This is a genomic window from uncultured Brevundimonas sp. (assembly GCF_963974615.1).
In the GTDB taxonomy this organism is placed as follows: Bacteria; Pseudomonadota; Alphaproteobacteria; order Caulobacterales; family Caulobacteraceae; genus Brevundimonas.
Window position 1 is genome coordinate 179,901 of record NZ_CAXBDH010000002.1, and the last position, 23,916, is coordinate 203,816.

General features: G+C 67.7%; 25 protein-coding genes. 19 read left to right on the plus strand and 6 right to left on the minus strand.

The features are described from left to right. Positions 1–116 precede the first annotated feature (116 nt). From AAC050_RS02185 to AAC050_RS02195, 3 genes are all read left to right on the plus strand, one after another. Positions 117–2,378 (plus strand): TonB-dependent receptor, encoded by a 2,262-nt coding sequence (locus tag AAC050_RS02185; protein ID WP_339913405.1) that lies wholly within the window; start codon positions 117–119, stop codon positions 2,376–2,378. A 209-nt stretch (positions 2,379–2,587) separates the two neighbouring features. Then, a complete protein-coding gene (locus tag AAC050_RS02190) occupies positions 2,588–3,337 on the plus strand; it encodes an extensin family protein (RefSeq protein ID WP_339913406.1) in 750 nt (249 codons plus the stop codon). A 220-nt stretch (positions 3,338–3,557) separates the two neighbouring features. Beyond that, positions 3,558–3,761 (plus strand): cold-shock protein, encoded by a 204-nt coding sequence (locus AAC050_RS02195; protein ID WP_339913407.1) that lies wholly within the window; start codon positions 3,558–3,560, stop codon positions 3,759–3,761. Between the two features lie 26 nt (positions 3,762–3,787). Here the strand turns inward: AAC050_RS02195 and AAC050_RS02200 are convergent, their stop codons facing one another. Beyond that, the gene (locus AAC050_RS02200; protein WP_339913408.1) at positions 3,788–4,714 is read right to left on the minus strand and encodes a DMT family transporter; all 927 of its coding nucleotides are present in this window, start codon (positions 4,712–4,714) and stop codon (positions 3,788–3,790) included. Positions 4,715–4,792: 78 nt separating this feature from the next. On the opposite strand from AAC050_RS02200, the gene ubiA reads away from it, so the two are divergent. Together ubiA and AAC050_RS02210 are read left to right on the plus strand one after the other, a co-directional pair. Beyond that, positions 4,793–5,725, plus strand: a complete 933-nt coding sequence (gene ubiA, locus AAC050_RS02205) for a 4-hydroxybenzoate octaprenyltransferase (protein ID WP_339913409.1) — start codon at positions 4,793–4,795, stop codon at positions 5,723–5,725. Positions 5,726–5,736: 11 nt separating this feature from the next. Then, positions 5,737–6,555 carry a DUF3298 domain-containing protein gene (locus tag AAC050_RS02210; RefSeq protein WP_339913410.1) on the plus strand — a complete coding sequence of 273 codons (819 nt, stop codon included), beginning with the start codon at positions 5,737–5,739 and terminating at the stop codon, positions 6,553–6,555. 6 nt (positions 6,556–6,561) lie between these two features. On the opposite strand, the gene AAC050_RS02215 is transcribed toward AAC050_RS02210, so the two are convergent. Genes AAC050_RS02215 through AAC050_RS02225 form a run of 3 tightly spaced genes read right to left on the minus strand, consistent with a single transcriptional unit; the run spans position 6,562 to position 8,127 of the window. Next, entirely contained in the window at positions 6,562–7,488 is a 927-nt protein-coding gene (locus tag AAC050_RS02215) for an alpha/beta hydrolase (RefSeq protein WP_339913411.1), read from the minus strand. A gap of 37 nt (positions 7,489–7,525) precedes the next feature. After that, positions 7,526–7,723, minus strand: a complete 198-nt coding sequence (locus tag AAC050_RS02220; RefSeq protein ID WP_339913412.1) for a helix-turn-helix transcriptional regulator — start codon at positions 7,721–7,723, stop codon at positions 7,526–7,528. Beyond that, entirely contained in the window at positions 7,723–8,127 is a 405-nt protein-coding gene (locus AAC050_RS02225; RefSeq protein WP_339913413.1) for a hypothetical protein, read from the minus strand. The genes AAC050_RS02220 and AAC050_RS02225 overlap by 1 nt, the downstream gene beginning before the upstream one ends. A 133-nt stretch (positions 8,128–8,260) precedes the next feature. On the opposite strand from AAC050_RS02225, the gene AAC050_RS02230 reads away from it, so the two are divergent. From AAC050_RS02230 to AAC050_RS02245, 4 genes are all read left to right on the plus strand, one after another. Continuing rightward, positions 8,261–9,199 (plus strand): fatty acid desaturase family protein, encoded by a 939-nt coding sequence (locus tag AAC050_RS02230; RefSeq protein WP_339913414.1) that lies wholly within the window; start codon positions 8,261–8,263, stop codon positions 9,197–9,199. A gap of 70 nt (positions 9,200–9,269) precedes the next feature. After that, on the plus strand, positions 9,270–9,938 hold the full coding sequence (locus tag AAC050_RS02235) for a hypothetical protein (RefSeq protein ID WP_339913415.1): 669 nt from the start codon (positions 9,270–9,272) through the stop codon (positions 9,936–9,938). A gap of 187 nt (positions 9,939–10,125) precedes the next feature. Continuing rightward, positions 10,126–10,779: a 50S ribosomal protein L11 methyltransferase gene (locus AAC050_RS02240; protein ID WP_339913416.1), complete on the plus strand. Its 654-nt coding sequence runs from the start codon at positions 10,126–10,128 to the stop codon at positions 10,777–10,779. A gap of 131 nt (positions 10,780–10,910) precedes the next feature. Then, complete coding sequence (locus AAC050_RS02245; RefSeq protein ID WP_339913417.1) at positions 10,911–11,759, plus strand: neutral zinc metallopeptidase; 849 nt, start codon at positions 10,911–10,913, stop codon at positions 11,757–11,759. A gap of 7 nt (positions 11,760–11,766) precedes the next feature. On the opposite strand, the gene AAC050_RS02250 is transcribed toward AAC050_RS02245, so the two are convergent. Continuing rightward, positions 11,767–12,588, minus strand: coding sequence for an LD-carboxypeptidase (locus AAC050_RS02250; protein WP_339913418.1), 822 nt, complete (start codon positions 12,586–12,588; stop codon positions 11,767–11,769). An 81-nt stretch (positions 12,589–12,669) separates the two neighbouring features. Here AAC050_RS02250 and AAC050_RS02255 point away from each other — a divergent pair, with 81 nt between their 5' ends. Beyond that, entirely contained in the window at positions 12,670–14,073 is a 1,404-nt protein-coding gene (locus AAC050_RS02255) for a Mur ligase family protein (RefSeq protein WP_339913419.1), read from the plus strand. Positions 14,074–14,188: 115 nt separating this feature from the next. Beyond that, the gene (locus AAC050_RS02260; protein WP_339913420.1) at positions 14,189–15,790 is read left to right on the plus strand and encodes a response regulator; all 1,602 of its coding nucleotides are present in this window, start codon (positions 14,189–14,191) and stop codon (positions 15,788–15,790) included. Between the two features lie 152 nt (positions 15,791–15,942). Here AAC050_RS02260 and AAC050_RS02265 read toward each other — a convergent pair whose 3' ends face one another. Beyond that, positions 15,943–17,157, minus strand: a complete 1,215-nt coding sequence (locus tag AAC050_RS02265) for an FAD-dependent oxidoreductase (RefSeq protein ID WP_339913421.1) — start codon at positions 17,155–17,157, stop codon at positions 15,943–15,945. 92 nt (positions 17,158–17,249) lie between these two features. Here AAC050_RS02265 and AAC050_RS02270 point away from each other — a divergent pair, with 92 nt between their 5' ends. The 8 genes from AAC050_RS02270 to hisIE are packed head-to-tail and all read left to right on the plus strand — an operon-like array spanning position 17,250 to position 23,913. Then, complete coding sequence (locus AAC050_RS02270; protein ID WP_339913422.1) at positions 17,250–17,570, plus strand: YerC/YecD family TrpR-related protein; 321 nt, start codon at positions 17,250–17,252, stop codon at positions 17,568–17,570. A gap of 10 nt (positions 17,571–17,580) precedes the next feature. Beyond that, positions 17,581–18,462, plus strand: coding sequence for an ATP phosphoribosyltransferase (gene hisG / locus AAC050_RS02275; RefSeq protein ID WP_339913423.1), 882 nt, complete (start codon positions 17,581–17,583; stop codon positions 18,460–18,462). Beyond that, entirely contained in the window at positions 18,462–19,769 is a 1,308-nt protein-coding gene (hisD, locus tag AAC050_RS02280; protein WP_339913424.1) for a histidinol dehydrogenase, read from the plus strand. Before hisG ends, hisD begins: the two co-directional genes overlap by 1 nt. Next, positions 19,766–21,202 carry an imidazoleglycerol-phosphate dehydratase HisB gene (hisB, locus tag AAC050_RS02285; RefSeq protein ID WP_339913425.1) on the plus strand — a complete coding sequence of 479 codons (1,437 nt, stop codon included), beginning with the start codon at positions 19,766–19,768 and terminating at the stop codon, positions 21,200–21,202. Before hisD ends, hisB begins: the two co-directional genes overlap by 4 nt. Continuing rightward, positions 21,199–21,801 (plus strand): imidazole glycerol phosphate synthase subunit HisH, encoded by a 603-nt coding sequence (gene hisH / locus AAC050_RS02290; protein WP_339913426.1) that lies wholly within the window; start codon positions 21,199–21,201, stop codon positions 21,799–21,801. The genes hisB and hisH overlap by 4 nt, the downstream gene beginning before the upstream one ends. Further along, positions 21,798–22,529: a 1-(5-phosphoribosyl)-5-[(5-phosphoribosylamino)methylideneamino]imidazole-4-carboxamide isomerase gene (hisA, locus tag AAC050_RS02295; protein WP_339913427.1), complete on the plus strand. Its 732-nt coding sequence runs from the start codon at positions 21,798–21,800 to the stop codon at positions 22,527–22,529. The genes hisH and hisA overlap by 4 nt, the downstream gene beginning before the upstream one ends. Beyond that, complete coding sequence (gene hisF / locus AAC050_RS02300) at positions 22,526–23,293, plus strand: imidazole glycerol phosphate synthase subunit HisF (protein WP_339913428.1); 768 nt, start codon at positions 22,526–22,528, stop codon at positions 23,291–23,293. Before hisA ends, hisF begins: the two co-directional genes overlap by 4 nt. Beyond that, the gene (hisIE, locus tag AAC050_RS02305; RefSeq protein WP_339913429.1) at positions 23,290–23,913 is read left to right on the plus strand and encodes a bifunctional phosphoribosyl-AMP cyclohydrolase/phosphoribosyl-ATP diphosphatase HisIE; all 624 of its coding nucleotides are present in this window, start codon (positions 23,290–23,292) and stop codon (positions 23,911–23,913) included. Before hisF ends, hisIE begins: the two co-directional genes overlap by 4 nt. Positions 23,914–23,916 lie beyond the last annotated feature (3 nt).

A 23,916-nucleotide genomic window follows, 5' to 3' on the forward strand; every position in this document is an offset into this window, starting at 1 on the left:
AAGACGATAGGGCATGGAATTCCAGATGCTCTTGCAAATCGATCTCAAGTCTGTAGACACCAAAACGAGAACGGTTCGCATTCGCGAATGCCGGCCCCTTTCGAGAGACCCTGACCATGTATCGCCTGCTCGCCTCCGTCGCCGTCGTCACCCTGACCCACGCTTCCACCGTCAGTGCCGCCCCTGTCGGCCCGGCCATGGATGCAGCCGATCCGACGGTACTGGCCCCGGTCATCGTCACCGGTTCGCGCGAACAGGCGCGCGAGGTCGGCGGTGCCGCGACCTTCCTCAGTGAAGAACTGCTGCAGACCTTCAGCTACAGCGACGTCAACCGTATCCTGCGTCAGGCTCCCGGCGTTGTGCTGCAGGAAGAGGATGGCTTCGGCCTGCGGCCCAATATCGGCATCCGCGGCTCGGGTACGGACCGCTCGGCACGGGTGGCTCTGCTCGAGGACGGTATCCCCATCGCCCCAGCCCCCTATGCGGCCCCCTCGGCCTATTATTTCCCGCGTCTCGCCCGCATGACCGGGGTCGAGATCATCAAGGGACCCGGGGCCATAAAATACGGCCCGATGACCACCGGCGGTTCGATCAACATGTTCTCAACTCCCATTCCGGGCGACCGGACCGGAGGCCTGTCCGGTACCGTCGACCTGATGGCCGGTGATTTCGGCGGGCTGCGCGGTCACGCGGTTCTCGGCGGCTGGGTTCCCAGCGAAGGGGCCTGGCAGTTCGGTGGTCTGGCCGAACATCTGCATGAGGAATCCGACGGCTTCAAACGTCTGGATTCGGGCGGTTCGACTGGTTTCGATATCGACGACACGGTGATCAAACTGGCCGCGCGCACCACGTCGGGGGCCGGCCGGGCCCAGCGTTTGGAACTGAAATACCAAACCTATGACGAACGCTCGGACGAAACCTATCTGGGCCTGACCCTGCAGGACTTCGCCGCCGACCCCTTCCGTCGCTACGCCGGCAGCCAGCAGGACGTGATGAACGTCACCCATGAGACCCTGCAACTGACCCACAGCATCGACCTCACCCCAAACCTCAACCTGACCACCGTCGCCTATCGCAACGAAACGGCGCGGGCCTGGTACAAGCTCAACGACGTCCGCAACGGCAGCGACACCGCCTGGGTGGGTATCAGCGCTGTCCTGGCTAATCCGGTGACCAACGCCGCCTCCATGGCCATCGTGCGCGGCCAGCCGGGCTTCGTCAGCGCCGACCGCGGCCTGAGGGTCCGCAACAACAACCGCCAGTATCTGGCCGAGGGCATCCAGACGGTCCTGACCTCACGGTTCAGCGGCGGCGGACTCGATCATCAGCTGGAACTGTCGGCGCGTTATCATGAGGACAGCGAGGGCCGGTTCCAGCGCGACGACATCTACCGCATGAACAATGGGCTGATGGAGTTGACCACCCGTGGTGTGGACGGGGCCCAGACCAACCGGGTCAGCTCGGCCGAGGCCTGGGCCTTCTTCGCCCGCGACACCGTCACCGCCGGGCGTCTGACGGTGACGCCGGGCCTGCGCTACGAGACCATCGACCTGACCCGGGCAAACTATCCGACCTCGCCACCCTCGCGCAGCGCACCCCTGTCTGTAGTTGAGTCCTCGGTCGACGTCTGGCTGCCTGGCGTCGGGATCACCTGGGATGTGAACCCGGACCTCAAGCTCGTGGCCGGAGCGCACCGCGGCTTTGCCAATGCCGCTCCCGGGTCGCTGGTCGATCCCGAGACCTCGTGGAACTATGAGGCCGGTCTGCGTTTCGATCGCGGAGCCCTGTCGCTCGAGGCGATCGGTTTCCTCAACGCCTATGACAACCTTCTGGGCACCTGCACCGCCTCGACCGGCGGCGGCTGCACTATCGGCGACCAGTTCTCGGGCGGCGGCGTCGAGGTCAAGGGTCTGGAGGTCACCGCCGGCTGGGACGCCGGACACGCTCTCGGCTGGAGCCTCAGCGCGCCCCTGTCACTGGTCTATACGCTCAGCGACGGAGCCTTCCAGAGCAGCTTCAACTCCGACTACGAGCCGTGGGGCAATGTCCTGAGCGGCGACGAACTCCCCTATCTGCCGCGCCACCAGCTGGCCCTGAACGCCGGGCTGGACGCGGGGACCTGGCGCGTCAACGCCACCGTCAACCACGTCAGCCAGGCCCGCGCCGTGGCCGGATCGGGCCCGGTTCCGGCCGGTCAGCGGGTCGACGCCCGCACCCTGCTCGACCTCGCCGCCGAGATCGAACTGACCCCGTCCACGGCCCTGTTCGCCACAGTCCAGAACGCCACCGACGAGGTCTACAACGTCGGTTTCGCCCCGGCCGGTGCCCGTCCCGGCGCACCGCGACTGGTCATGGCCGGACTGCGCGTCGCCTTCTAGGGACCTTGGTTGCGATGATCGCGCCGGCGGGGCGGTCTGACGGATTCCGGTCCGTGAAAGGCTGCCCCCGTCTCTATTGCGCATCAGACTGAAAGGAACCCTCCAATGATCGCAAGGAGTTGCGCCCATCATGGGCGATCTCGCCGAACTGGCTGACCGCCCATGACCTGCCTTTCCGCCGTCACAGGCGGCAGCTAGTCTGGGCGAACATGGATCGCGACTTCGCCGACTTCTGGAATCTGCTGTGGGAGCTGGCGCTCGGCCTGTGTGCCGGCTTTGCCCTGCTCAATGCCTTCGCGCCCGATCAGGACCTGCCGTGGAGGCCACTGGATCTGAGCCGACCGATCGGTCAGGCCACGGCCGCAAAGGTCGCCGATTTCAACATTCCCCGCACCGCCGCCCCTGAAGAAATCAAGGGTGTCACCGACGCCTGTATACAGGCGCTGCGCGAGGCCGGGGTCCAGGTCGAACGGGCTCCGGACCGCGACGACGGCGGCTTCTGCCAGGTGCGGGGGGCGGTACGCATCACCGGCGGGGCGGTGACGCCGCTGGCCCCGGGTGGCCTCGTCATGCAGTGCCCGATGGCGATGCGCTACGTCATCTGGGACCGTCAGGTGCTGCAGCCCGCGGCTCGCGAAATGTTCGGCTCGCCGGTGGTCAGTGTGCAGAATTACGGCAGTTATTCATGCCGTCGCATCTACGGGAGCACGGCCGTCACTGCCCGGCCCAGCGAACACGCCCGTGCCAATGCCCTCGATGTGGCCGGTTTCACCCTCGCGGACGGCCGCACTGTCTCGATCGCCGACGATTGGAAGGGAACCGGCCCAGCCGGGCGCTTTCTTAAACGCGTGCGCAACGGGGCCTGCCGGGTGTTTTCGACGGTCCTGACGCCGGATTACAACGACGAACATCGGGATCACCTGCACCTCGACGGTGCACCCCGCGCCCTGTGCGCCTGACCCCGCCGCCCCCCGCTTCAACAGTCCCCTCGCCTGCAGCGCGAATCGTTTCCGGTTGACCGTGGGGGACAGACGCGAGAAAACATCCTCGCAATCCGGATTTTGCGTGGGGTCCAAACCCATGTCTTGCTCCTTCGCCTGAACGAGCCGTCCAGATGGATTGCCGGGTTCCTCCTCGAGAGAATCCGCCTGGAGAAGCGCGTTTATGGAGAGCGCAGATATGGCGACCGGCACGGTCAAGTGGTTCAACCCCACCAAAGGCTTCGGCTTCATCCAGCCCGACAGCGGCGGCGCGGACGTATTCGTCCACATCACTGCCGTTCAGAAGGCTGGACTGCAGGGCCTCGATGAGAACGCCAAGGTTGAGTACGAGCTGGAAAACCAGCGCGGCAAGACCTCCGCGATCGACCTCAAGGTTCTTTGAGCCGAGCGTCCATTCGGACGTTGAGATCAGACGGGCGCGGGATCTTCGGGTACCGCGCCCGTTTTCATTGGGCCCCGGCCTGGCCCGGTGGTGCGGGCGGACCATTGCGCCAGCAGCACTGCCGCCAGGATCCCGGCTCCGCCCAGCATCTGCACCGGCGTCATGGTCTCGGTGAAGATCAGCCAGCCCAGCAGCGTGGCGACCAGCGGCTGGATCAATATGGTCACCGCCGTGATCGCGGCCGGTAACCGGCCCAAGGCCCAGGCAACCCCGCCCTGTCCCACGACATGCAGGACGCCAAGCCCTGCGCACGCTGCCCAGCCGGCCGGACTGGCAGGCAGAATCGACTCGCCAAGGACCAGCGCCAGCAGCAGCAGCGCCGGCAGGCCCAGACCCGTCGACCACAGCAGGATTCGGATCGGTCCGGCGCTGCGCCGCGCGGCCTTCACCGCCAGAAAATAACCCGCGTACCAGACCGCCACCGACAACGAGAAGAGGTCCCCCATCAGCGGGCTGCTGCCCTGGCCGGTCCGCGCCCCGATCGCCATGGCCAGTGCCCCGATCATGGCCAGACCCAGAGCCGCAAGGAATAGCCGCTGCGGCCGTTCGCGCAGCACCACCCATGCGAACAGGGTCACAACCACCGGCGTCAGATTGCACAGCACCGTGGCATTGGCGACCGAGGTCATGACGATGCCGTAGTGCCAGAAACTCAGGTCCAGCACGAAGAACAGGGCCGCCAGCGCCATCCATTTGCCGGGCAGCCCGATTCCTTCGCCGCCGGGTCGTTGGCTCAGCACCAGCAGCAGCGGCAAGGCGAAGGCGAAGCGCCAGAATCCCGCCGCCGCCGGCCCTGTGTCGCTCAGCCGCACCAGGATCGGGGCCAGCCCCAGCAGCATCGCCGCCAGCAACAGCACGATCAGGGCGGTGGTGCGGGCGGTCAGGACGGGCATCCACCTCCGTAACCGTTCCGGTGACGACGGCAAAGCACCCCCTTCACCCGCCCCGTCCCGACAGGCTAGACCGGTACCATGAGTTCAGCCCCTCTTCCCGACGCTGGTGCCAACTGGGTCGACCGCCATGCACCCGAGCGCCTGAAGCCGTGGTTGAAACTGGGCCGGTTCGATCGACCGATCGGCATCTGGCTGTTGCTGCTACCCGGCTGGTCGGGCATCGCCCTGGCGCTCAGTCAGTATCGCAAGACACCCGCCCTGTACGACGTCTGGCTGGTCGTCGCCTTCGCCCTCGGGGCCTGTCTGATGCGGGCGGCGGGCTGCGCCTTCAACGACATCGTCGACCGTGACATCGACGCCAGGGTCGCCCGCACCGCCCTGCGCCCGATCCCCGCGGGCCAGATTTCGGTCAAACAGGCGTGGGCCTTCGTCATCGGCTGTTCGATGATCAGCCTGCTGATCCTGCTGACCCTGAACCTGACGGCGGTCCTGCTCGGCGTCGGCTCCCTGGCCCTGGTCGCGGCCTATCCCTTTATGAAGCGCATCACCTGGTGGCCCCAGGCCTGGCTGGGCCTGACCTTCAACTGGGGCGCATTGATGGGGTTCGCGGCAGTGACTGGCACGATCACGTCTTCCGCCCTGCTGCTCTACCTCGGCGGCATGTTCTGGACCCTCGGCTATGACACCATCTACGCCCTGCAAGACATTGAGGACGACGCCATGGTCGGGGTGAAATCCTCGGCCCGGCGGCTGGGCGGCAATGTGCAACGTGGTGTCGGGATCTTCTATCTGATCACCGTGATCCTGACCGTCGCCGCGGGCCTGACCGCCGGCCTCGGACCGATCTTCTACGTCGCCCTGCTGCCATGGGCGGCGCATTTGTTCCGTCAGGCGCGCGACGTGCGCGCCGATAACCCGGTCCTGGCCCTGCGCCTGTTCCGCTCCAATCGTGAGGCAGGGCTGATCCTGCTTCTCGCCATCATCCTTGGTACTGTAGGGTGGCCGACATGAAGGACCGTTCCATGACCGCACTCCGCGCCCTGCTGCTGACCGTCGCCGTCACCGCCAGCCTGTCCGCCTGTAACCGCCGCGACCGCGAGCCCGCCGCCGACGCGCCCCTGCCCGCGGCCGAGGCCCCTGCCGAGATCACCCCGGCCGACGCCGCGGCACCGATGAATTTCGCTACCACCAGTCCCTATGCTGCGGTCAAATTGACCCTGCCCAATGCGCTCAAGGCCCAGACCGATCTGCACGCCCGCCTCTATGCCGACGAGGTCCGCCTGCTGCGCCAGTTCGTCGAGGGAGCCCAGGCCGACCGCAGCGAGGCCGGCGATGACCCGTCGATCCCTCCGTATGAGAAGACCATCACCCTGACCGCTGCCGCCGAGACCGGCAAATTGGTCAGCCTGCGCCGTGACATGTCCGAATATTCCGGTGGGGCCCATCCCAACACCACTGCCCGCGGCGTCCTGTGGGACAAGGCCCTTAAACAGGTCATTGGCTCCGGCCAGTTGTTCCGGCGCGGGGCCGATATGTCACTGCTGGACCAGGCCCTGTGCGCGGCCGTCAACACCGCCAGAGCCAGACGCGTGCCCGGCGCGCCGCCCCTGACCCTGGCCGGCGGCGGCGAATGGACCTGTCCGCGCGCCGCCGCCACACCTTTCGTCCTTGCCCCCGGCACCGTCGACGGCAAGGCCGGTGGGCTGACCTTCCTGATCGATCCCTACAAGGTCGGTCCCTATGCCGAGGGTAGCTATGCCGTCACCGTACCGCTCACGACCTTTCGCACCTTGCTGGCCGGGGCCTATGCTGATGAGTTCGCCGGACAGCCGGCAAACTGATCACTTTCAGTCGGTCAGAAAGCGGTCAACGGTCGCCGCGAACAGCCCCGGCTGATCGGCCATGATGAAATGGCGGCTGTCGTCGACCCGGATCAGGGTCACGCCCGGCAGGTCGGCATACTGGCTGGCCCACATCGCATCAGCCATGGTCGCCGGGGTCCCACCGTCGGCATCGGCCGCATAAACAGCCCAGACCGGCGTTGTCATTGCCGCCAGCTCCGGCCGCACATCGGTGGTCATCACGTCACGAATGGCCGCAGCCATCGCCTGTCGGTCCGAGGCCATGGACCAGTCCACCATCGCGGTCCGCGTTGCCGAATCCCGCACCAGACCCGCCGCCGTCTGCACCTGACCGGTGCGGAAGGCCGCCTCGTCGGCGTTTAATATGGTTGCCGCTGCTTGGTCGGCGAACGGTCGGGCGCTCGCGGCCGTAACCTGCGGCCCGAACATGGCGCTGAAGAACGGCAGGCTGTCGACACTCATCACCCGCCCGACCCGGTCCGGATGCTGCTGCGCCAGCATCAGGGCCGACAATCCACCCATCGAATGACCGATCACCGCCGAACGTTCCAGTCCGGCCGCCTCGACATAGGCCGCCAGCGCCTCGATCACCGGCTGGACGAAGGCTCCGTCGCCGTGGACCCAGGGCTCACCCGCAAAGCCGGCCAACTGCACCAGATGCACCCGGTGGGTCGGGGCCAACCGCTCGGCCTCGGCCCGCCACACCTCCCGCGACGAGCCGAAGCCCGGGATCAGGATCACATCGGGCCCACTGCCGATCACCTCGACCGACAGTCGGTCCGACGAAAAGGGGGCCGCGACCTCTTGGGCGAACGCCTGGCTGATTCCGACCACGAAAGCCGGAGAACAAACCGCCAGTCCGAACAGGGCAGCGCGCAGCCGGAGCCGCGCCTTGAAGAAGGCGTTGAACATTTCAGTCTCCAATTATGTAAGGTTAATCTGACTTTTTTCAGGCGTGAGGATTGTCGAAGATCGCTTCGACCGGCCGCGCAAACAGCACGGCGATACGATAGGCCAGGTCCAGAGACGGGTCGTGCTTCTCGGTCTCCAGCGCATTGACCGCCTGCCGCGAGACCCCCAGTTGCTGACCCAGCTGCTCCTGGGTCCAGCCGCGCTCTGTGCGCAGCAATTTCAGCTGATTGCGCATCAGTTCGACGTCCGGACGAGCGGGGAGATCACGCCATAGCAGCCCCAGAACAGCGGATAGATCATCCACGCCGGAATGTGGGCGGCGTCGGCGTAGCTTTCGCCGAAGCCCCAGACGGATGCGATCGCCATGGCCACGCCGGCGGCAAGGATGAACCGCTTGGCCGTCACCGCCCGCACGTACTCGTCGGAGTCGCGCATCAGCATCAGGGTGGCCCAGATCTGCCCGACCACCGGGGCCGAGACCGACAGCGCCAGCAGCCAGGCCGCCGGCGTCGAGGCGATGTCATCAAAGGCCCCGAAGATGGCCGCAACGTTGATGGCCACATAGCCACTCATGAAGGCCAGGGTGCGTGCCACATATTTACGGTGCGCCGTGGAAGTGGTTTTCGCGATGGAAAGCATGACGCGTTCTCCTGACATAATGTAAGGCTTACATTACACCGCGTGTATGTCATGTCAACCTGACTTTTTGTCAGATACGCCTGACGTAGAGCGTTGCCTTTCAAGACCCGCGCAACGGGGGTATAATGACCCCATGTCCGTCGCCCCCCGCGTTTCCGCCAGCGCCCTGTTCAGCCCTGCTGAATGGGCCCCGTTCCAGTCCCGCTCGGCCTGGCGCGGGCCGATGCTGGTGGCGCATTGCTGGGGAGTCATCGCCCTGGCCGTGGCCGTCGGCGTGGTCTGGCCCCTGTTGATCCCGCTCTGTGTCATGATCATCGGCACACGTCAGCTGGGGCTGGCCATCCTGATGCACGAGGCCGCCCACGGCGGTCTGGCGACGAAGCCGAAGCTCAACGAATTCCTCGGCCACTGGCTGTGCGCCGTGCCGATCGGGGCCGACCTGCGCGACTATCGCCCCTATCATCTGTCGCATCACAAATACGCCCAGAACCCCGAGGACCCGGATCTGGTCCTGTCGGCCCCCTTCCCGGTCACCCCCGCCTCGCTGCGACGCAAGATCATCCGCGACCTGACCGGCCAGACCTTCTTCAAACAGCGCATCCTGTTCGCCTTCCGCGCCTATGCGTCGAAGCGGGACGAGGACACAGCTGAGGGAGCCGTCGTCACGGGCAAATCCGTCGCCCCCTTCCTGATCGTCAATGCACTCATGTTACTCGCCCTGACCCTGGCCGGCGTCTGGTGGGCCTATTTCGCCCTGTGGCTGCTGCCGCTGGCGACCTGGTTCCCGCTGGTCACCCGGCTGCGCAACATCGCCGAACATGCCTGTGTCGAGGGCTCGGCCACCGACGCCTTCCGCGCCGCCCGCACCACCCGGGCCAGCTGGTGGGAGCGCGTCCTGATCGCCCCCTACCACGTCAATTTCCACGCCGAACATCACCTGTTCATGCACGTCCCCTGCTGGAAACTGCCCGCCCTGCACCGCGCCGTCCGCCGCAAGCCGCAGGGCGCGACCATGGAAGTGGCGGGTGGCTATCTTGAGGTACTCAGGGAAGCCAGCAGCAAGGCGGCCTGACAGGACGCCATCTGGGAACCTCCCGCGCGAGACTCCGTTTGAGAGCGGGGCTTGTTGAAGGATTTCGATTATGAATACCCGATTGCTCTTTGCCACAGTTGGTATGGCGACCCTGATCGCCAGTGCCGCTTCCGCTCAAGGCCGTCCCGGCGGGGCCCCTGCAAGACCCCCGCAAGCGACGCGTCCGGCCATGCCCAGCATGGCTCCTCCGATGCGTCCGCAAACGACGACACCGCCAGCCAACGCCTCCGGCCAGGCAAACGTCGAGACCGGGGTCAGCGGTGAAGCGGCCAGATCCGAGGCCCGGGCCCGACGCTCGCCAACCGCCGGAACCAACAGTAATGCCGCGGCCAATGCAGACACCAACGCCGGCTTCACCACCGGTTCGGACCATGACGCCGGCACCCACGGCGCGATGTCGGCCGGGGCACACGGCTCCGCCGACACCCGCACCCAGGCCCGTTCGAACCGACAGGGCCCCAGCCGGGCCAACGCGCGGGCGATTGAGCGGTCAAACGTCAACGCCGGCCTGCGGACCACCGGCTCGGCGACAACGCGAATGAGGGACCGCGAAGCCCGGGAGATCACGGCGCAATTGAACCGCCAAAGCCTGGAGGGTCACGTCCTGACTGGCCTGGAAACGAGAACCGAGGCCCGGTCCAACCGACAGGGGCCCAACCGGTCCAATCCTCAAGGGACTGAAAATTCAGACCCCAACGCCGGTCTGCGGAAAGACTAAACCCCGGTCACTCCGCTGACTTCAGGGCCCCCGTCGCTTCAGCGCGGGGGCTTTTTTTGTTCCACCGTTGCCGCCACGGGTCCTCGATCGGCGTTCTCAGTTTTCGGTGGCGGCGCGCGGACAATGGAGCCACCCGGATGTGAGCCCTCTTGACCCCCTCCTCCTCCTCGCCCACCAGCCGGGGCCCATGACCCGCATCCCCGATCCCGCTGCCTTCATCGCCGCCAACACCCGGGTCCAGCCGGTGCCGCATGCGCCGGAGATTTCGTTGTGGCTGGCCGATGAGGTGACCCCGATCTGGCGGCTGACCGAGGCGGAGCTGGGCGAACTGGGCCTGCCGCCGCCGTTCTGGGCCTTCGCCTGGGCTGGAGGGCAGGCCCTGGCGCGCTGGGTGCTGGACCATCCGCAGGAGGTCGCCGGGCGGCGGGTGCTGGATTTCGCCGCTGGGTCAGGGCTGGTCGGCATCGCCGCCGGCCGCGCCGGGGCGGCCCATGTGCTGTGCGCCGACATCGACCCCTTCTGCGCCGCCGCGGTGGCGGCCAATGCGGCCCTGAACGGGGTCACGGCCCACTTCACCGCGATCGATCTACTGGCCGCCCCGCCGCCGCAGTTCGACGTCATCCTGGCCGGCGACGTCTGTTACGAACAGCCGATGGCCGGCGACGTTCTGGCCTGGCTGGCGTTAGCGCGGGCGCACGGCACCCGGGTGCTGATCGGCGATCCGCAACGCACCTATTTCCCGCGCGAGGGGCTCGACCTGCTGGCCGAATACAGCGTCCCGACCACGCGGGAACTCGAGGATTTCGAGATCAAGCGCACCCGCGTCTGGGCTCTGCCCTGACCCCTCCGCGAACCGGAGGCTCGGGGACTGGCTGTCTGAGGCCCTCGCGCCTGACCGCGCGGCTGCATCCCTTCCCCTTTTCCGGCGTTACGGCCTGGCTTACACAATGACAGGGCAGGGAGAGCGGACAGATGCGTTGGCAGGGTGGACGTCGCGGCGGCGGCATTGAAGATCGGCGCGGCATGGGCGGCGGCACCATGGCCGGCGGTGGCATCGGCGTTCTTGTGCTGGCGGCGATCGTCTATTTCGTCTTCGGCATCGACCCTTCGGCCACGACCCAGCTAGCCAGCCAGTTTGGCGGAGCCGGCACCCAGGAGGCCGGCCAGACCGGCACGCCCGAGGATCAGGCAGGTCAGTTCGTCGATGTCGTCGGGGCCAATATCAATGACGTCTGGCGGGCCAACCTCCAAGGCTATCAGCCACCGCGCGTGGTGCTCTACGACCAGGGCACCGGCACCGGCTGCGGCTACGGCCAGTCCGCCATGGGTCCGTTCTACTGCCCCAACGACAGGACGGTCTATCTTGACCTGGACTTCTGGCGCGACATGGAGACCCAGCTGGGGGCCTCAGGGGCCGATTTCGCCCGGGCCTATGTCATCGCTCATGAGTTCGGTCACCACGTCCAGACCCTGACCGGGGCCTCGCAACAGGTGCGCTCGGCCCAGCAACGGGCCTCGGGCCAGGCCGAGGCCAACCGCTATTCGGTGGCGCTGGAGCTTCAGGCCGACTGCTACGCCGGCGTCTGGGCCGCCAATGCCGCCGCCGTCTCCAACGGCGCGGTGGCCCTCGAAGCCGGTGATCTCGAGGAGGGGATGAAAACAGCCAACGCCATCGGCGACGATACCCTGCAGCGTCGCGGCGGCGGTCGCGTCAGCCCCGAGGGCTTCACCCACGGCACCTCGGCCCAGCGCGTCGAATGGCTGCGTCGTGGCTACCAGTCCGGCGACCCGGCTGTGTGCGACACCTTCTCGGGCGTTTAGAGCGGGCTCAGCGTGGGCCGAAGGGCACGATCTTGTTGTTGCGATCGTGACCGATGTCGGCGGTGCCCAGCCAGGGGATGCCCGTGCGCGCACACCAGTAGCGGGCGATCTCCTCCGCCGTCATGCCGAACTCGGGATCATTCTCGACGATGGCCGAGACCCGCCCCATCCGGATGCCCGCCACGCGCCGGATTGACGGCTGGGCGGTCAGGTGGAACATCATCCGGTCGATCCGGTACAGCGGCTCCGATACATCCTCCAGCATCAGCACATGGCCGGTCAGGTCCGGCTCCAGATAGGTGCCCACCAGGGCGTCGAGGATGCTCAGGTTGAAGGCCACCGCCGGCCGGGGATCGCCCGCCAGCGACGGCTCCAGAGAGACCGGGTCGCCGTGGACCAGCCAGTTGACGGCCCGCCAGGCCGTCTCGTCGTGGCGCACGGAATCCGAGGCCATCGGCCCGTGCGCCACATGCGGAAAGCCGGCCCTGTACAGCCCGGCCAGCAGGCTGCCGGCGTCGGAATAGCCGAGATAGCGCTTCTTTCGCGCCACCGGCTCCAGCCGCGGCAGCACCGCCTCGGCGATCCGGCAGGCCCCATAGCCGCCGCGCGCGAACCAGATCGCGTCCAGCCGCGGATCATTGGCGAACTCGACGAAGGCGTTAGTCCGGCTGGCGTCGTCGCCGCCGAAATGGCCGTGCTTGCCGAAACTGGCCGGGTGAAACACCACCGAGATCGAGCCGTCCGGAAAATGGGTGGCGAACCAGCCCTGGACCGCCTCGGCCCGGGCCGGATCCAGCCGCGAACTGGCGTTGACGATGCCGATCTTCATACTGAGCCACTGGCCTCACGCTTGGCCCGTGCTAGTCAGGCCGTTCCAGCCTTCGCGGTTTCGCCGTCCAGATCAAGCCAGATGACCACAAACCCCTCCTATTTCTTCTGCGGCATCGGCGGCTCAGGCATGCTGCCCCTGGCCATGATCGTCCAGAGCCGCGGCGGACGCATCGAGGGCTCCGACCGCTCGCGCGATCAGGGCCGCAGCCCCGAGAAATTCGACTGGCTGGCCGCCCACGGCGTCACCCTCCACCCGCAGGACGGCTCGGGCCTGACCAGCCCCAACCAGATCGTCGTCGCCACCGGCGCGGTCGAGGACACCGTCCCCGACATCGCCGCCGCCCGCCGCGTCGGAGCCCGCATCGTCAGCCGGCCCGAACTGCTGTCTCAGCTGTTCAACGACGCGCCGCATTCGATCGGCATCGCCGGCACCAGCGGCAAGTCGACCATCACCGGCATGGTCGCCTGGATCCTCGATCAAGCCGGCCGCAGCCCTACGGTGATGAACGGGGCCGTGATGACCAATTTCGTCGACGACGATCATCCGTTCGCCAGCGCCCTGATCGGTGGCCCGCACCTGTTCGTTTCCGAGGTCGATGAATCCGACGGCTCCATCGCCCGCTACGCCCCGACGGTGGCGGTGGTGTCGAACATCTCCCTCGATCACAAGTCGATGGACGAGCTGCGGACCCTGTTCGGCGGCTTCGTCGGTCAGGCCCGTACGGCGGTGCTCAACCTCGACAACAGCGAGACCGCCGCCCTGGCCCGCTCGCTGCCGGTTGACCGGGTCACGACCTTCTCCATCGGTGACGAGACCGCCGACCTGTCCGCCCACGCCCTTCGCCCCCTGCCCGCGGGCATGGAATTCGATCTGGTCGACCGGGTCAGCGGTGCCCGGATGGCAGGTGTGCTGAACGTGCCCGGGGCCCACAATGTCGCCAACGCCCTCGCCGCCCTCGCCGCGGTTCGGGCCCTCGGCGTACCCTTGGCCTACGCCGTCGCGGCGCTGAAAACCTTCTCCGGTATCCGTCGTCGCATGGAGGTGGTCGGCACCGCCGCCGGCGTCACCATTCTCGACGATTTCGCCCATAACCCCGACAAGATCGCCGCCACCCTCGACGCCTTGCACGCCTTCCCCGGCCGTCTGCTGATCCTGTTCCAGCCGCACGGCTTCGGCCCGTTGAAGCTGATGAAGGCCGAGTTCATCGCCGGTTTCGCCGAGTTGATGCGGGCCGACGACGTCCTGCTGATGCCCGAACCGGTCTATTATGGCGGCACTACCGATCGCAGCGTCGGCAGCGAGGACGTCGCCAGCGGGATTCGCACCGCCGGACGGAACGCCGAGGCGCTGTCGACCCGCGAGGCCTGCGGTGACCGCCTGATCGACCTGGCCCGCCCCGGTGACCGAATCGTCGTCATGGGCGCGCGTGACGACACCCTGTCGACCTTCGCCGCCGGGTTGCTCTCGCGACTGCGCGGCTAACAACACCGTCCGGTTACGGATAATTCTACAAAAACGCGTTATAAAACATTCACTTCCGGAAAATCGATCGTTAAGACCCCCACGCTAAACCGGCCTCTGTCAGTAGAGGGCGCATATGGCCAAAATCGGTGATTTCGTGAATTTGGTCGCTGCGGCGGCACCGGATACGCCCGGCTCGGACCTGTTCGAGCGGTTCCAAGTCGAATCCAATACCATGGCCATCGCCGTGGTCGGCGACGACGATCAGCCACTGGGTCTGATCGAACGCAATGCCTTCTGCCTGAAAATGGCAGCGGAGTTCGGTCGCGCCCTGTTCGCCCGTCGCCCGGCATCAACCCTGATGGACCCCGCGCCCCTGATCGTCGATGCGGAAGCGGATGCGGAGATCTTGTTTCGCAGCGTCGATGTCGCCGAGCTCGGCACCCTGCTGAAAGGCTTCGTCGTGACCTCGGCGGGCCGCTATCTGGGAATCGGCACGGCCCTGGATGTGCTTCAGGCCGGGAGTGTGGTCTATCGCCGCCGCGCCGAGGAGATGAGCGCCCTGGCCCAGGATCTGTCGCGGGCCGAGGGCGAGGCCCGCGCCTCCAGCCGCGCCAAATCCGAATTCCTGGCCGTCATGAGCCATGAAATTCGCACGCCTCTGAATGGCGTCCTCGGGGTCGCCGCCCTAATGGAACGCGAACTGCAGCAGGAGACCCTGCGTCCGCACGTCCGCACCATCCTCGACTCCGGCCAGATCCTGCTGCGGCTACTGACGGACGCCCTCGATATGTCGCGCGCCGAAGCCGACATGTTGACCCTGGAATCCGCCCCTCTCCGGCTCACGGCCATCGGCGAGGACCTGACGGCCCTGTGGTCTCCCCGGGCCGAAGAGCAGGGGCTCAACCTGTCGGTCACCTGCGACACAGTCGAGCAGGACTGGGTGGTCGGTGACCATGTGCGGCTGAAACAGTTGCTGAACAATCTGATCGGCAACGCTATGAAATTCACGCCGGCCGGCGCTGTCGCCGTCCATCTCTCCAGCCACCTGAAAGACGGACGCGTCTGCGTCTACGGTTCCGTGGACGACAGCGGGCCCGGCGTCAGCGACGCCGCCACACGCAGCATCTTCGAGCCCTTCAACACCGGCACGACCGGAACCCTCGGAGCCGGTGCCGGACTGGGCCTGTCGATCTGCCGCCAGATCGTCAGCTATATGGACGGCGATCTTGAGCTGGAACCCTCCCTTCTCGGTGGGGCCCGGTTCCGGTTCTCACTACACCTTCCCTGTGCTCCCGCCGAAATGCTCGTCGCGGCCGAGGCCACCGCCGAGCCAACCCCGCACGAAACCCTGCATGTGCTGGTGGTTGACGACAATGCCACCAACCGTTTTGTCGTCGGCAAGGTGCTGGAGCTGTTCGGCTGCAGCCATGAGGCCGTCAACAGCGGCGCGGCGGCCGTGCGACGCGCGGCCGAGGGCGGGCTCGACCTGATCCTGATGGACATCAAGATGCCCGGCATGGACGGCATGGAAGCGACCCGGGCGATCCGCGCCCTTGAGGGCCCCGCCGCCCGCATTCCGATCCTGGCCCTGACCGCCAATGCCGATCCGCGCGATGAGGTCGATTACCTGGCGGCAGGCATGAACGGCGTGGCGCAGAAGCCGATCCAGCCCGATGTCCTGCTCAATGCCATCCGTCGTGTGATGACCGAACCGGTCGAGGTCGCCGCGGCCTGACCGCCCGGCAATTCGGCGACGGCTGGCCTGGAAGCCGCCCCCCGAGGTCATTATCACCGCCGCCGGGCGCCTGCCGCCTGCAGCCGATGAGGTTGCCTTCCCGGTGGCGCGTCTGGACGACCCGCCGTCCGGGACGCCGTGACCCGGATAGCCTAGAATGTCTGGAGCGCCACCGCCTTCATCGACACCGCCGGATCGGCCAGTTTGACCGCATCGACCGGCGTGGCCCGGCCAATCAGCTGCCGGCCGCCCATGAACTCGGCCGGGGCGTTGACCGCCTCGACGCAGACGATGTGGTCGCCGCTGAGATGGAAGACGGCGAACCGCTCCTCCGCCGGATCGCCGCGCACCAGCTGGCGGTCGGCGTCGTTCGGCAGGCCGGCGATCTGTAGCTTGACCTCATACTGGTCCGACCAGAACCACGGCACCTCGGGCGCGGGGGCCGGTCGGCCGGTCAGGGCTGCCGCCACCTGTTTGGCCTGCTCCAGCGCATTGGGTACGCTCTCCAGACGCTGCATCCGTCCGCCGTGCACCGGCAGGGGGCGGAAGGTCATGTCACCGACAGCATGGATCGCCGGATCCGAAGTCCGCGCCGTACCGTCAACCACTACGCCGTTGTCACAGACCAGCCCGGCCGCGCGCGCCAGGTCATCGCGGGCCAGGCCCCCGACACCGACCAGCACCACATCGGCAGCCACCCGCGATCCGTCGGCCAGTCGCACGCCGCCGTCCTCGAAAGCAGTGACCTCGACCCCGGTGCGGATCTCGACGCCATGGGCCCGGTGCAGGTCGGTGAAGAAGGTCGACAGGGTCTCCGATGCGACCCGGGCCAGCACCCGGTCCATCCGCTCCAGCACCACCACCTCGACACCCAGGGCCCGGGCAGAAGCCGCAGCCTCCAGCCCGACATAGCCGCCCCCGACGACGGCCAGACGCGATCCCGGCCGCAGCGCGGCCTTCAGCTTCCCGGCATCTTCCAGGGTCCGCAGCTCCAGCAGGTCCGGTCGATCCGCACCGGGAATGGCCAGCTTCCGCGCCGTAGACCCGGTCGCCAGCACCAGACTGTCGTAGGTCTCCTCGGTCCCGTCGGCGAAGCGCACCCGCTTTTCCTCCCGGTCGATCGCCGTCGCCGTCATCCCGGTTCGCAGGGTGATCCCCTGTTCGGCATAAAAACTTTCGGGCCGAAGCAGCAGGTCCTCCTGCGTTGCCTCACCCTTCAGCCAGGCCTTGGACAGAGGCGGGCGCTGATAGGGCGCAGACGCCTCGTCCCCGACCAGCACGATCGGTCCTTCATAGCCGTACTGGCGCAACAGGGCTGCGACCGAACCCCCGGCATGGCCGGCACCGATGATCAGAATCTTGGTCATGAGACCGGGATAGCGACTTCTTGCCTCCTGTCCCAGAGCTCTCGGCCAGAACCTCTTGACTGTACCATCGTTACAGCATAGTAGAACGCGTCATGACCGACACCCCGTCTCCCAAGGCCCTGCGCAAGGCCGCCGACGACCGCATCGCTCTTTATGACGCAGTGCTGTCCCTACGCTCGCGCGAGGAGATGGACGCCTTCCTGTCCGACCTGTGCACCCCGTCGGAACTGCGCGCATTCACCGAGCGTTGGGCGGTGGCACGTCTGCTGGACGAACGGGTCAAGACCTATCGCGAGATCGCCGTCGCCGCCGGGGCCAGCCCCACCACCGTCGTCCGCGTCGCCCGCTTCCTCAAGGACATGCAGCACCAAGGCTATCGCCTCGTGCTCGACCGCCTGAAAACGAAAGCCTGAGTATCCGATCATGAGTACCGTCCAGGGGCGACTTCGCATCGCCGTGCAGAAATCCGGTCGTCTGGCCGACCGCAGCCTCGACCTCGTCCGCGACGCGGGCCTGCGCGTGATCAAGGGCAACAACGACCTGCTGTACCGGGTCGAGAATTATCCGATCGACCTGCTGCGGGTGCGCGACGACGACATCCCGACCTTTGTCGCCGACGGCGTCTGCGACCTGGGCATCGTCGGCGAGAATGTGCTGGAGGAGGCCCGCAACGGCGGCCCCGTCGCCGAGGTGATCATGCCGCTGGGCTTTGGCCGCTGCACGTTGAAACTGGCGGTGCCGCCCACGCTCGACTATGCGGGGCCGCCCTCGCTGGAGGGGCTGCGCATCGCCACCTCCTATCCCAAGATCCTGCGCCGCTATCTCGATGCACAAAAGGTCAGCGCCGACATCGTCGTCATGCGCGGTGCGGTCGAGGTCGCCCCCCGACTCAAGCTGGCCGCAGCCATCTGCGATCTGGTCTCGACCGGGGCGACACTGGAGGCCAACGGCCTGATGGCGCGCGAAACCGTGCTGGAAAGCGAGGCGGTGCTGATCCGCGCGCCCCAGCCGCCCGAACCCGGCCTGCAACACCTGCTGGACAGTATCATCGAGCGGATGAGCGGGGTGGTCTCCTCCCAGGGGGCCAAATACGTGATGCTGAATGCACCGCGTTCGGCGCTGGACGCCATCACCGCCATCCTGCCGGGTGCCGGGTCGCCGACCGTCATGCCCCTGTCCGGACGCGACGACGCCGTCGCCGTCCACGCCGTCTGTCAGGAGGCCGTATTCTGGGAAACGCTGGAGAAGCTGAAGGCCGCCGGGGCCTCGGCCATCCTGGTCCTGCCGATCGAGAAGATGATGTGATGCGGCTGATCGACTGGTCTTCCCTTGACGCCGACGGCCGCCGCGTCGCCCTGGCCCGACCGCAGCGGCGCACTGAGTCGCGCGTCGCCGACGGCGTGCGCGCGATCTTCGACGACGTGCAGGCGCGCGGCGGCGCGGCCGTCACCGACTGGAGCCTGAAGCTGGACGGGGCCGCCCCGCGCCGGATTGCCATCACGCGGGACACGGTCGCCGCCGCCCGCGACCGGCTGTCGCCCGCCGACACACGCGCCATCACCATGGCCGCCGCCAATATCCGGGTCTTCCACCAGCTGACCGTGCCGGTCGACACGGCGATCATCGAGACCACGCCGGGCGTGCGCTCACAGCTGGTGTGGCGGCCGATCGCATCGGCCGGTCTGTATGTGCCCGGCGGCTCGGCCCCGCTGTTCTCATCCTTGCTGATGCTGGCCATTCCCGCCACCGCGGCCGGTGTCGAACGTCGCGTGGCCGTGACCCCACCGACCAAGGACGGGGAAGCGCACCCAGCCATGACCCTGGCCGCGGCCGAGGGCGGATTGGATGACCTGTGGCTGATCGGCGGGGCCCAGGCCATCGCCGCCCTGACCTTTGGCGTCACCCTCGACGACGGCGAGATCGCGCCCTGTGACAAGTTATTCGGGCCCGGCAATGCCTGGGTGGCCGAGGCCAAGCGCCAGGCGGCGGCCCTGCCCGGCGGCCCTGCCGTCGACATGCCCGCCGGACCGTCCGAGCTACTGGTCATCGCCGATCTGGCGGCCGATCCGGTCATCGTCGCCGCCGATCTGCTGAGCCAGGCCGAGCACGACGCCGATGCCCAGGTGATCCTCGTCTCGGACAGCAAGGCCGCCATCGCCGCCATCGTCGAGGAGGTCGAGGCCCAGCTGCCGTCCCTGCCCCGCGCCGACATCGCCCGCGCTGCCCTGTCTGAGGCCCGGGCCATCAAGGTGCGCGACCTGGCCGAGGCCTGTGCCGTCTCCAACCTGTACGGCCCCGAACACCTGTCGCTGCAGACCGAAAGCCCCGAGGCTCTGGTGGCGCAGATCGCCGCCGCCGGGGCCGTCTTTGTCGGCAACTGCGCGGCCGAGACCCTGGGCGACTATGCTGCCGGACCCAGCCACGTGCTGCCTACCGACGGCGGAGCGCGGACGCTGGGCGGCATCACCACCGCCAGCTTCATGACCACGATGTCGGTGCAGCGGGTCACCATCGCCGGGGCTGCGGCCCTTGCGCCCGTCGCCGCGCGTCTGGCCCGGCTGGAGGGTCTGGAAGCCCACGCCCGCGCCGCCGACCTGCGGTGCGCGTCATGATCAACCTGCCAGCCCCCTTCGCCCCGCTGGTCGCCGGAGCTGACGGTCTGGACCGCTATCCGGCCGACCCGACCTCCCTCGCCGCGCGGATGGCCCAGATCTATGGCGTGCCGAGTGAATGCGTGCTGCCTGTGCGCGGCCTGTCGCACGGGCTGGAGCTGGTCTGGCGTCTTGCGGCCCGGGACGGCCTGTCCGTCACCGCGCCGGAGGCCCAGCCCTATGTTGCGCTGGCCGCCATCTATGCGCGTCCCCGAGCGCAGGGCGAGGTCGGGGCCGTCGTCATCCGCGCCCTCGGCTCGCCCGAGGCCGTGGCGGAAATGGCCGAACGCGTGGCCCCGGCCCTGCTGGTGGTCGACGAGGGTTTGATCGAATTCTCGGACGCGTCGTCGGCGAGCGAAGTCATCGACGACCATGCCAATCTGATCGTTCTGCGCAGCCTGTCGCTGGCCTATGGCCTGGCCGGGGCCCGGATCGGTGCGGCCCTGGCCCAGCCGGCCACTCTGGCCCGACTGGCCGCGATGCTGGAGCCTTACGCCCTGCCCGAACCGTCGGTGCGACTGGCGCTGCAGGCGCTGGATCCGTCGCGCATGGTCGAGACCGTCCAGCGGATCGCCACCGTGCGCGCCGAGCGCGAACGGATCGCCACGGCCCTTGGCCGGGTCATGATCATCGAGGCCGGGGTCGGCCCGGTGCTGATGGCCCGCCCGGTCGACACCCCGGCAGCCCTCGCGGCTCTCGAAAAATTCGGCGTCGCTGTCGACGTGTCCGGTGACCGCCTGCGGCTGCCGCTGTCGATCCGGCCAGAAATCAATGATCGGCTGCTGACTGCGCTGGGCGTCGGCCCGGCCCCGCGCCGGGCGGGTCGCACCGGTGAGGCCGTGCGTGATACCAAGGAGACCCGCATCGTCTGCGTCGTCGACCTCGACGCGCCCGGCCCGGTCGCCATCCACACCGGGGTCGGCTTCTTCGATCACATGCTGGAACAGGTCGCGGCCCACGGTGGATTCTCCATCCGGCTGGCGTGCGAAGGCGACCTGCACACCGACCCGCACCACACGATCGAGGACAGTGCCATCGCCCTCGGCCAGGCGCTGAAACAGGCGCTGGGCGAACGCCGCGGCATCGCCCGCTATGGCTTCGTCCTGCCGATGGACGAGGCCAATGCGGCGGTGTCCATCGACCTGTCGGGACGCCCCTATCCGGTGTTCGAGGGTGAGTTCAGTACCCCGTTCATCGGTGACTATCGCACCGACCTGACCGCCCATGTGTTTCGCTCTCTGGCCGAACACCTCGGGGCCGCCATCCACGTCACGGTCACCGGCGACGACGACCACCACAAGACCGAGGCCGTCTACAAGGCCTTTGGCCGGGCCCTGCGTCAGGCGATCCGCGTCGAGGGCGATGCCATCCCCTCGACCAAGGGGGTGCTGTGAGCACGGTCACCGTCGTCGGCTACGGCGCGGGCAATACCGCCTCGGTGCAGTTCGCGCTGGAACGTCTGGGAGCCTCGGTCGTCATCACGGATGATCCCGGGCGGATCGCCGCCGCCGAGCGACTTATCCTGCCCGGGGTCGGGGCTGCCGGCTATGCAATGCAGCGACTGGACGCTCTCGGCCTCAGTGCGCCGATCCGTGCCTTCACCCGCCCCCTGCTCGGTGTCTGTCTCGGCCAACAGCTGCTGTTCGAGCGCAGCGACGAGGGTGGCGGTGTCGGCCTGCTGGGCCTGATCCCCGGTGTAGTGCGCAAGCTGGAAGGTCGCCCCGATCTGCCGGTGCCGCACATGGGCTGGACCCGACTGGAGGGTGTGAAACCCGATCCGCTGCTGAGCGGGGTCAACGACGGCGACTATGCCTATTTCGTCCATGGTTTTGTCTGCCCGGTCACCGACGCCACCCTGGCCACCGCCGACTACGGCACCGCCGTGCCCGCCGTGGTGCGCAGCGGTAACCGCTGGGGCTGCCAGTTCCACCCGGAGCGTTCGGCCGCGGCCGGGGCGCGCATCCTGCAGAACTTCCTGGGCTTGCCGCTATGATCGTTTATCCCGCCATCGACCTGCGTGACGGCGTCTGCGTGCGGCTGATGCATGGCCGGTTCGATCAGGTCACCCGCTATGACGACAACCCGGCCGAACGGCTGGCCGCCTTCGCCGGTGCCGGCGCGACCTGGGCCCATATCGTCGATCTGGACGGGGCCGAGGCCGGGTGCGCGGTGCAACATGAGCTGATCGGAAATCTGGCGAAAGCAGTCGACATCCGCATCCAGTCCGGCGGCGGCGTGCGCTCGGCCGAGGATGTCGCCGCCCTGATCGAGGCCGGAGTGGCGCGGGTCGTGGTCGGTTCCCTGGCCGTATCCCAGCCCGATACCGTGGCCGAATGGCTGCGTCACTTCGGGCCGGAGCGCATCACCCTGGCCATCGACGTCAAGGCCGACGGCGATCGCTATGTGCCGGCCCTGAAGGGCTGGACCGAGGCGGCCGAGGTCGATCTGTGGGCCGCGCTGGATCGCTATCCGCCCGACCTGGCCCGGCACCTGCTGGTCACCGACGTGGGGCGTGACGGGGCCCTGACCGGTCCCAACCTCGACCTACTGGGACAGATCGTGCGGCGGCGGCCCGACCTGCAGGTCCAGGCCTCGGGCGGGGTGGCCGCCCTGTCCGACCTGAGCGAGTCCGCCGCCATCGGCTGTGCCGGGGCCATCATCGGCCGGGCCCTGTACGAAGGCCACTTCACCGTCGCCCAGGCCGTCGAGACCGTCGCATGACCGCGCGTCGCATCATCCCCTGCCTCGACGTCAAGGAGGGCCGGGTGGTCAAAGGGGTTCGCTTCGAGAACCACATCGACATGGGTGACGCCGCCGATCTGGCCGCCCGCTATCGCGACCAGGGGGCCGACGAGCTGGTCTTCTACGACATCACCGCCTCGCCCGAGGGCCGAACCCTCGACTATGGCTGGGTGCGCGACATCGCCCGACTGCTGGACATCCCCTTCTGCGTCGCCGGCGGGATTCGCAGCGTCGACCAGGCCGCGCGCTGTCTCGACAACGGGGCCGACAAGGTCTCGATCAACTCCCCCGCCCTCGAACGGCCGGAGCTGATCGGCGAGATGGCCGCGCGTCTGGGCAGCCAGTGCGTCGTGCTCGGCGTCGACAGTCGGCTCGAGGACGGCGAGTGGGTCGTGCACAAATACACCGGCGACCCCGACGCGCGCCGCGGCACCGGACGTCGCACCATGGACTGGATCGTCGAGGCCCAGACCTTGGGGGCCGGCGAGATCGTGCTCAACTGTATCGATCAGGACGGTGTGCGTGCGGGCTATGACATTGCCCAGCTGGCCGAGGCCCGATCGCGGCTGACCATTCCGCTGGTCGCCTCGGGCGGAGCCGGCTCGGCCGCGGATTTCGTCGATGTGTTCCGCGGCGCTGGCGTGTCCGGTGCCCTGGCCGCCAGCGTGTTCCACACCGGAGCCCTGACCATCCCCGACCTGAAAACATCGCTGGCCGCTGCCGGCCTGGAGGTGCGCCCATGACCCTTGTTGATCCCGGCACCCTCGACTTCGCCAAGGGCGACGGCATGATCCCCGTCATCGTCCAGGACGCTGACACCCTGCAGGTGCTGACCCTGGCCTATATGGATCGCGCCGCGCTCGATGAGACCCAGGAGTCCGGCGAGGCGACCTTTTTCTCGCGTTCGCGTGGCGGGCGCTGGCGGAAGGGCGAAACCTCGGGCAACCGACTGACCGTCGTGACGATCACCCCCGACTGCGACCGCGACGCCCTGGTGTTGGCGGTGCGACCGATGGGGCCAGCCTGCCATCTGAATACCACCAGCTGTTTCGGGACGGATGACGCCCCGGGTCTGGGCCGCATCGCCCGGCTGGAGGCGACCATCGCCGAACGCGCCGCCGCCGACCCCACGGAAAGCTGGACCGCCCGCCTGCTGGCCGAAGGCCCCAAGCGTGTGGCCCAGAAGGTCGGCGAAGAAGGTGTCGAGACGGCTTTGGCCGGGGCCGCCGGCCCAGATGAAGAAGTCACCGCCGAGGCCGCAGATCTGATCTATCATCTGCTCGTTCTGCTGAGATCGCGTAACTTGGTGTTTCAGGACGTCCTCAACGTGTTGGCTCAACGGGCGGAAGCGGCCAAACACTGACCC

Bases quoted from the DNA above. Each gene is read 5' to 3' on its own strand.
- AAC050_RS02255 (WP_339913419.1), top strand. From the start codon at position 12,670: ATGACCACAAACCCCTCCTATTTCTTCTGCGGCATCGGCGGCTCAGGC.
- AAC050_RS02240 (WP_339913416.1), top strand. From the start codon at position 10,126: ATGACCCGCATCCCCGATCCCGCTGCCTTCATCGCCGCCAACACCCGG.
- AAC050_RS02260 (WP_339913420.1), top strand. From the start codon at position 14,189: ATGGCCAAAATCGGTGATTTCGTGAATTTGGTCGCTGCGGCGGCACCG.
- hisG (WP_339913423.1), top strand. From the start codon at position 17,581: ATGAGTACCGTCCAGGGGCGACTTCGCATCGCCGTGCAGAAATCCGGT.
- AAC050_RS02250 (WP_339913418.1), bottom strand. From the start codon at position 12,588: ATGAAGATCGGCATCGTCAACGCCAGTTCGCGGCTGGATCCGGCCCGG.
- AAC050_RS02230 (WP_339913414.1), top strand. From the start codon at position 8,261: ATGTCCGTCGCCCCCCGCGTTTCCGCCAGCGCCCTGTTCAGCCCTGCT.
- hisA (WP_339913427.1), top strand. From the start codon at position 21,798: ATGATCGTTTATCCCGCCATCGACCTGCGTGACGGCGTCTGCGTGCGG.
- AAC050_RS02185 (WP_339913405.1), top strand. From the start codon at position 117: ATGTATCGCCTGCTCGCCTCCGTCGCCGTCGTCACCCTGACCCACGCT.
- AAC050_RS02190 (WP_339913406.1), top strand. From the start codon at position 2,588: ATGGATCGCGACTTCGCCGACTTCTGGAATCTGCTGTGGGAGCTGGCG.
- AAC050_RS02265 (WP_339913421.1), bottom strand. From the start codon at position 17,157: ATGACCAAGATTCTGATCATCGGTGCCGGCCATGCCGGGGGTTCGGTC.
- AAC050_RS02220 (WP_339913412.1), bottom strand. From the start codon at position 7,723: ATGCGCAATCAGCTGAAATTGCTGCGCACAGAGCGCGGCTGGACCCAG.
- AAC050_RS02210 (WP_339913410.1), top strand. From the start codon at position 5,737: ATGACCGCACTCCGCGCCCTGCTGCTGACCGTCGCCGTCACCGCCAGC.
- AAC050_RS02195 (WP_339913407.1), top strand. From the start codon at position 3,558: ATGGCGACCGGCACGGTCAAGTGGTTCAACCCCACCAAAGGCTTCGGC.
- hisIE (WP_339913429.1), top strand. From the start codon at position 23,290: ATGACCCTTGTTGATCCCGGCACCCTCGACTTCGCCAAGGGCGACGGC.
- ubiA (WP_339913409.1), top strand. From the start codon at position 4,793: ATGAGTTCAGCCCCTCTTCCCGACGCTGGTGCCAACTGGGTCGACCGC.
- AAC050_RS02225 (WP_339913413.1), bottom strand. From the start codon at position 8,127: ATGCTTTCCATCGCGAAAACCACTTCCACGGCGCACCGTAAATATGTG.
- hisD (WP_339913424.1), top strand. From the start codon at position 18,462: ATGCGGCTGATCGACTGGTCTTCCCTTGACGCCGACGGCCGCCGCGTC.
- hisB (WP_339913425.1), top strand. From the start codon at position 19,766: ATGATCAACCTGCCAGCCCCCTTCGCCCCGCTGGTCGCCGGAGCTGAC.
- AAC050_RS02215 (WP_339913411.1), bottom strand. From the start codon at position 7,488: ATGTTCAACGCCTTCTTCAAGGCGCGGCTCCGGCTGCGCGCTGCCCTG.
- AAC050_RS02235 (WP_339913415.1), top strand. From the start codon at position 9,270: ATGAATACCCGATTGCTCTTTGCCACAGTTGGTATGGCGACCCTGATC.
- AAC050_RS02200 (WP_339913408.1), bottom strand. From the start codon at position 4,714: ATGCCCGTCCTGACCGCCCGCACCACCGCCCTGATCGTGCTGTTGCTG.
- AAC050_RS02245 (WP_339913417.1), top strand. From the start codon at position 10,911: ATGCGTTGGCAGGGTGGACGTCGCGGCGGCGGCATTGAAGATCGGCGC.
- AAC050_RS02270 (WP_339913422.1), top strand. From the start codon at position 17,250: ATGACCGACACCCCGTCTCCCAAGGCCCTGCGCAAGGCCGCCGACGAC.
- hisF (WP_339913428.1), top strand. From the start codon at position 22,526: ATGACCGCGCGTCGCATCATCCCCTGCCTCGACGTCAAGGAGGGCCGG.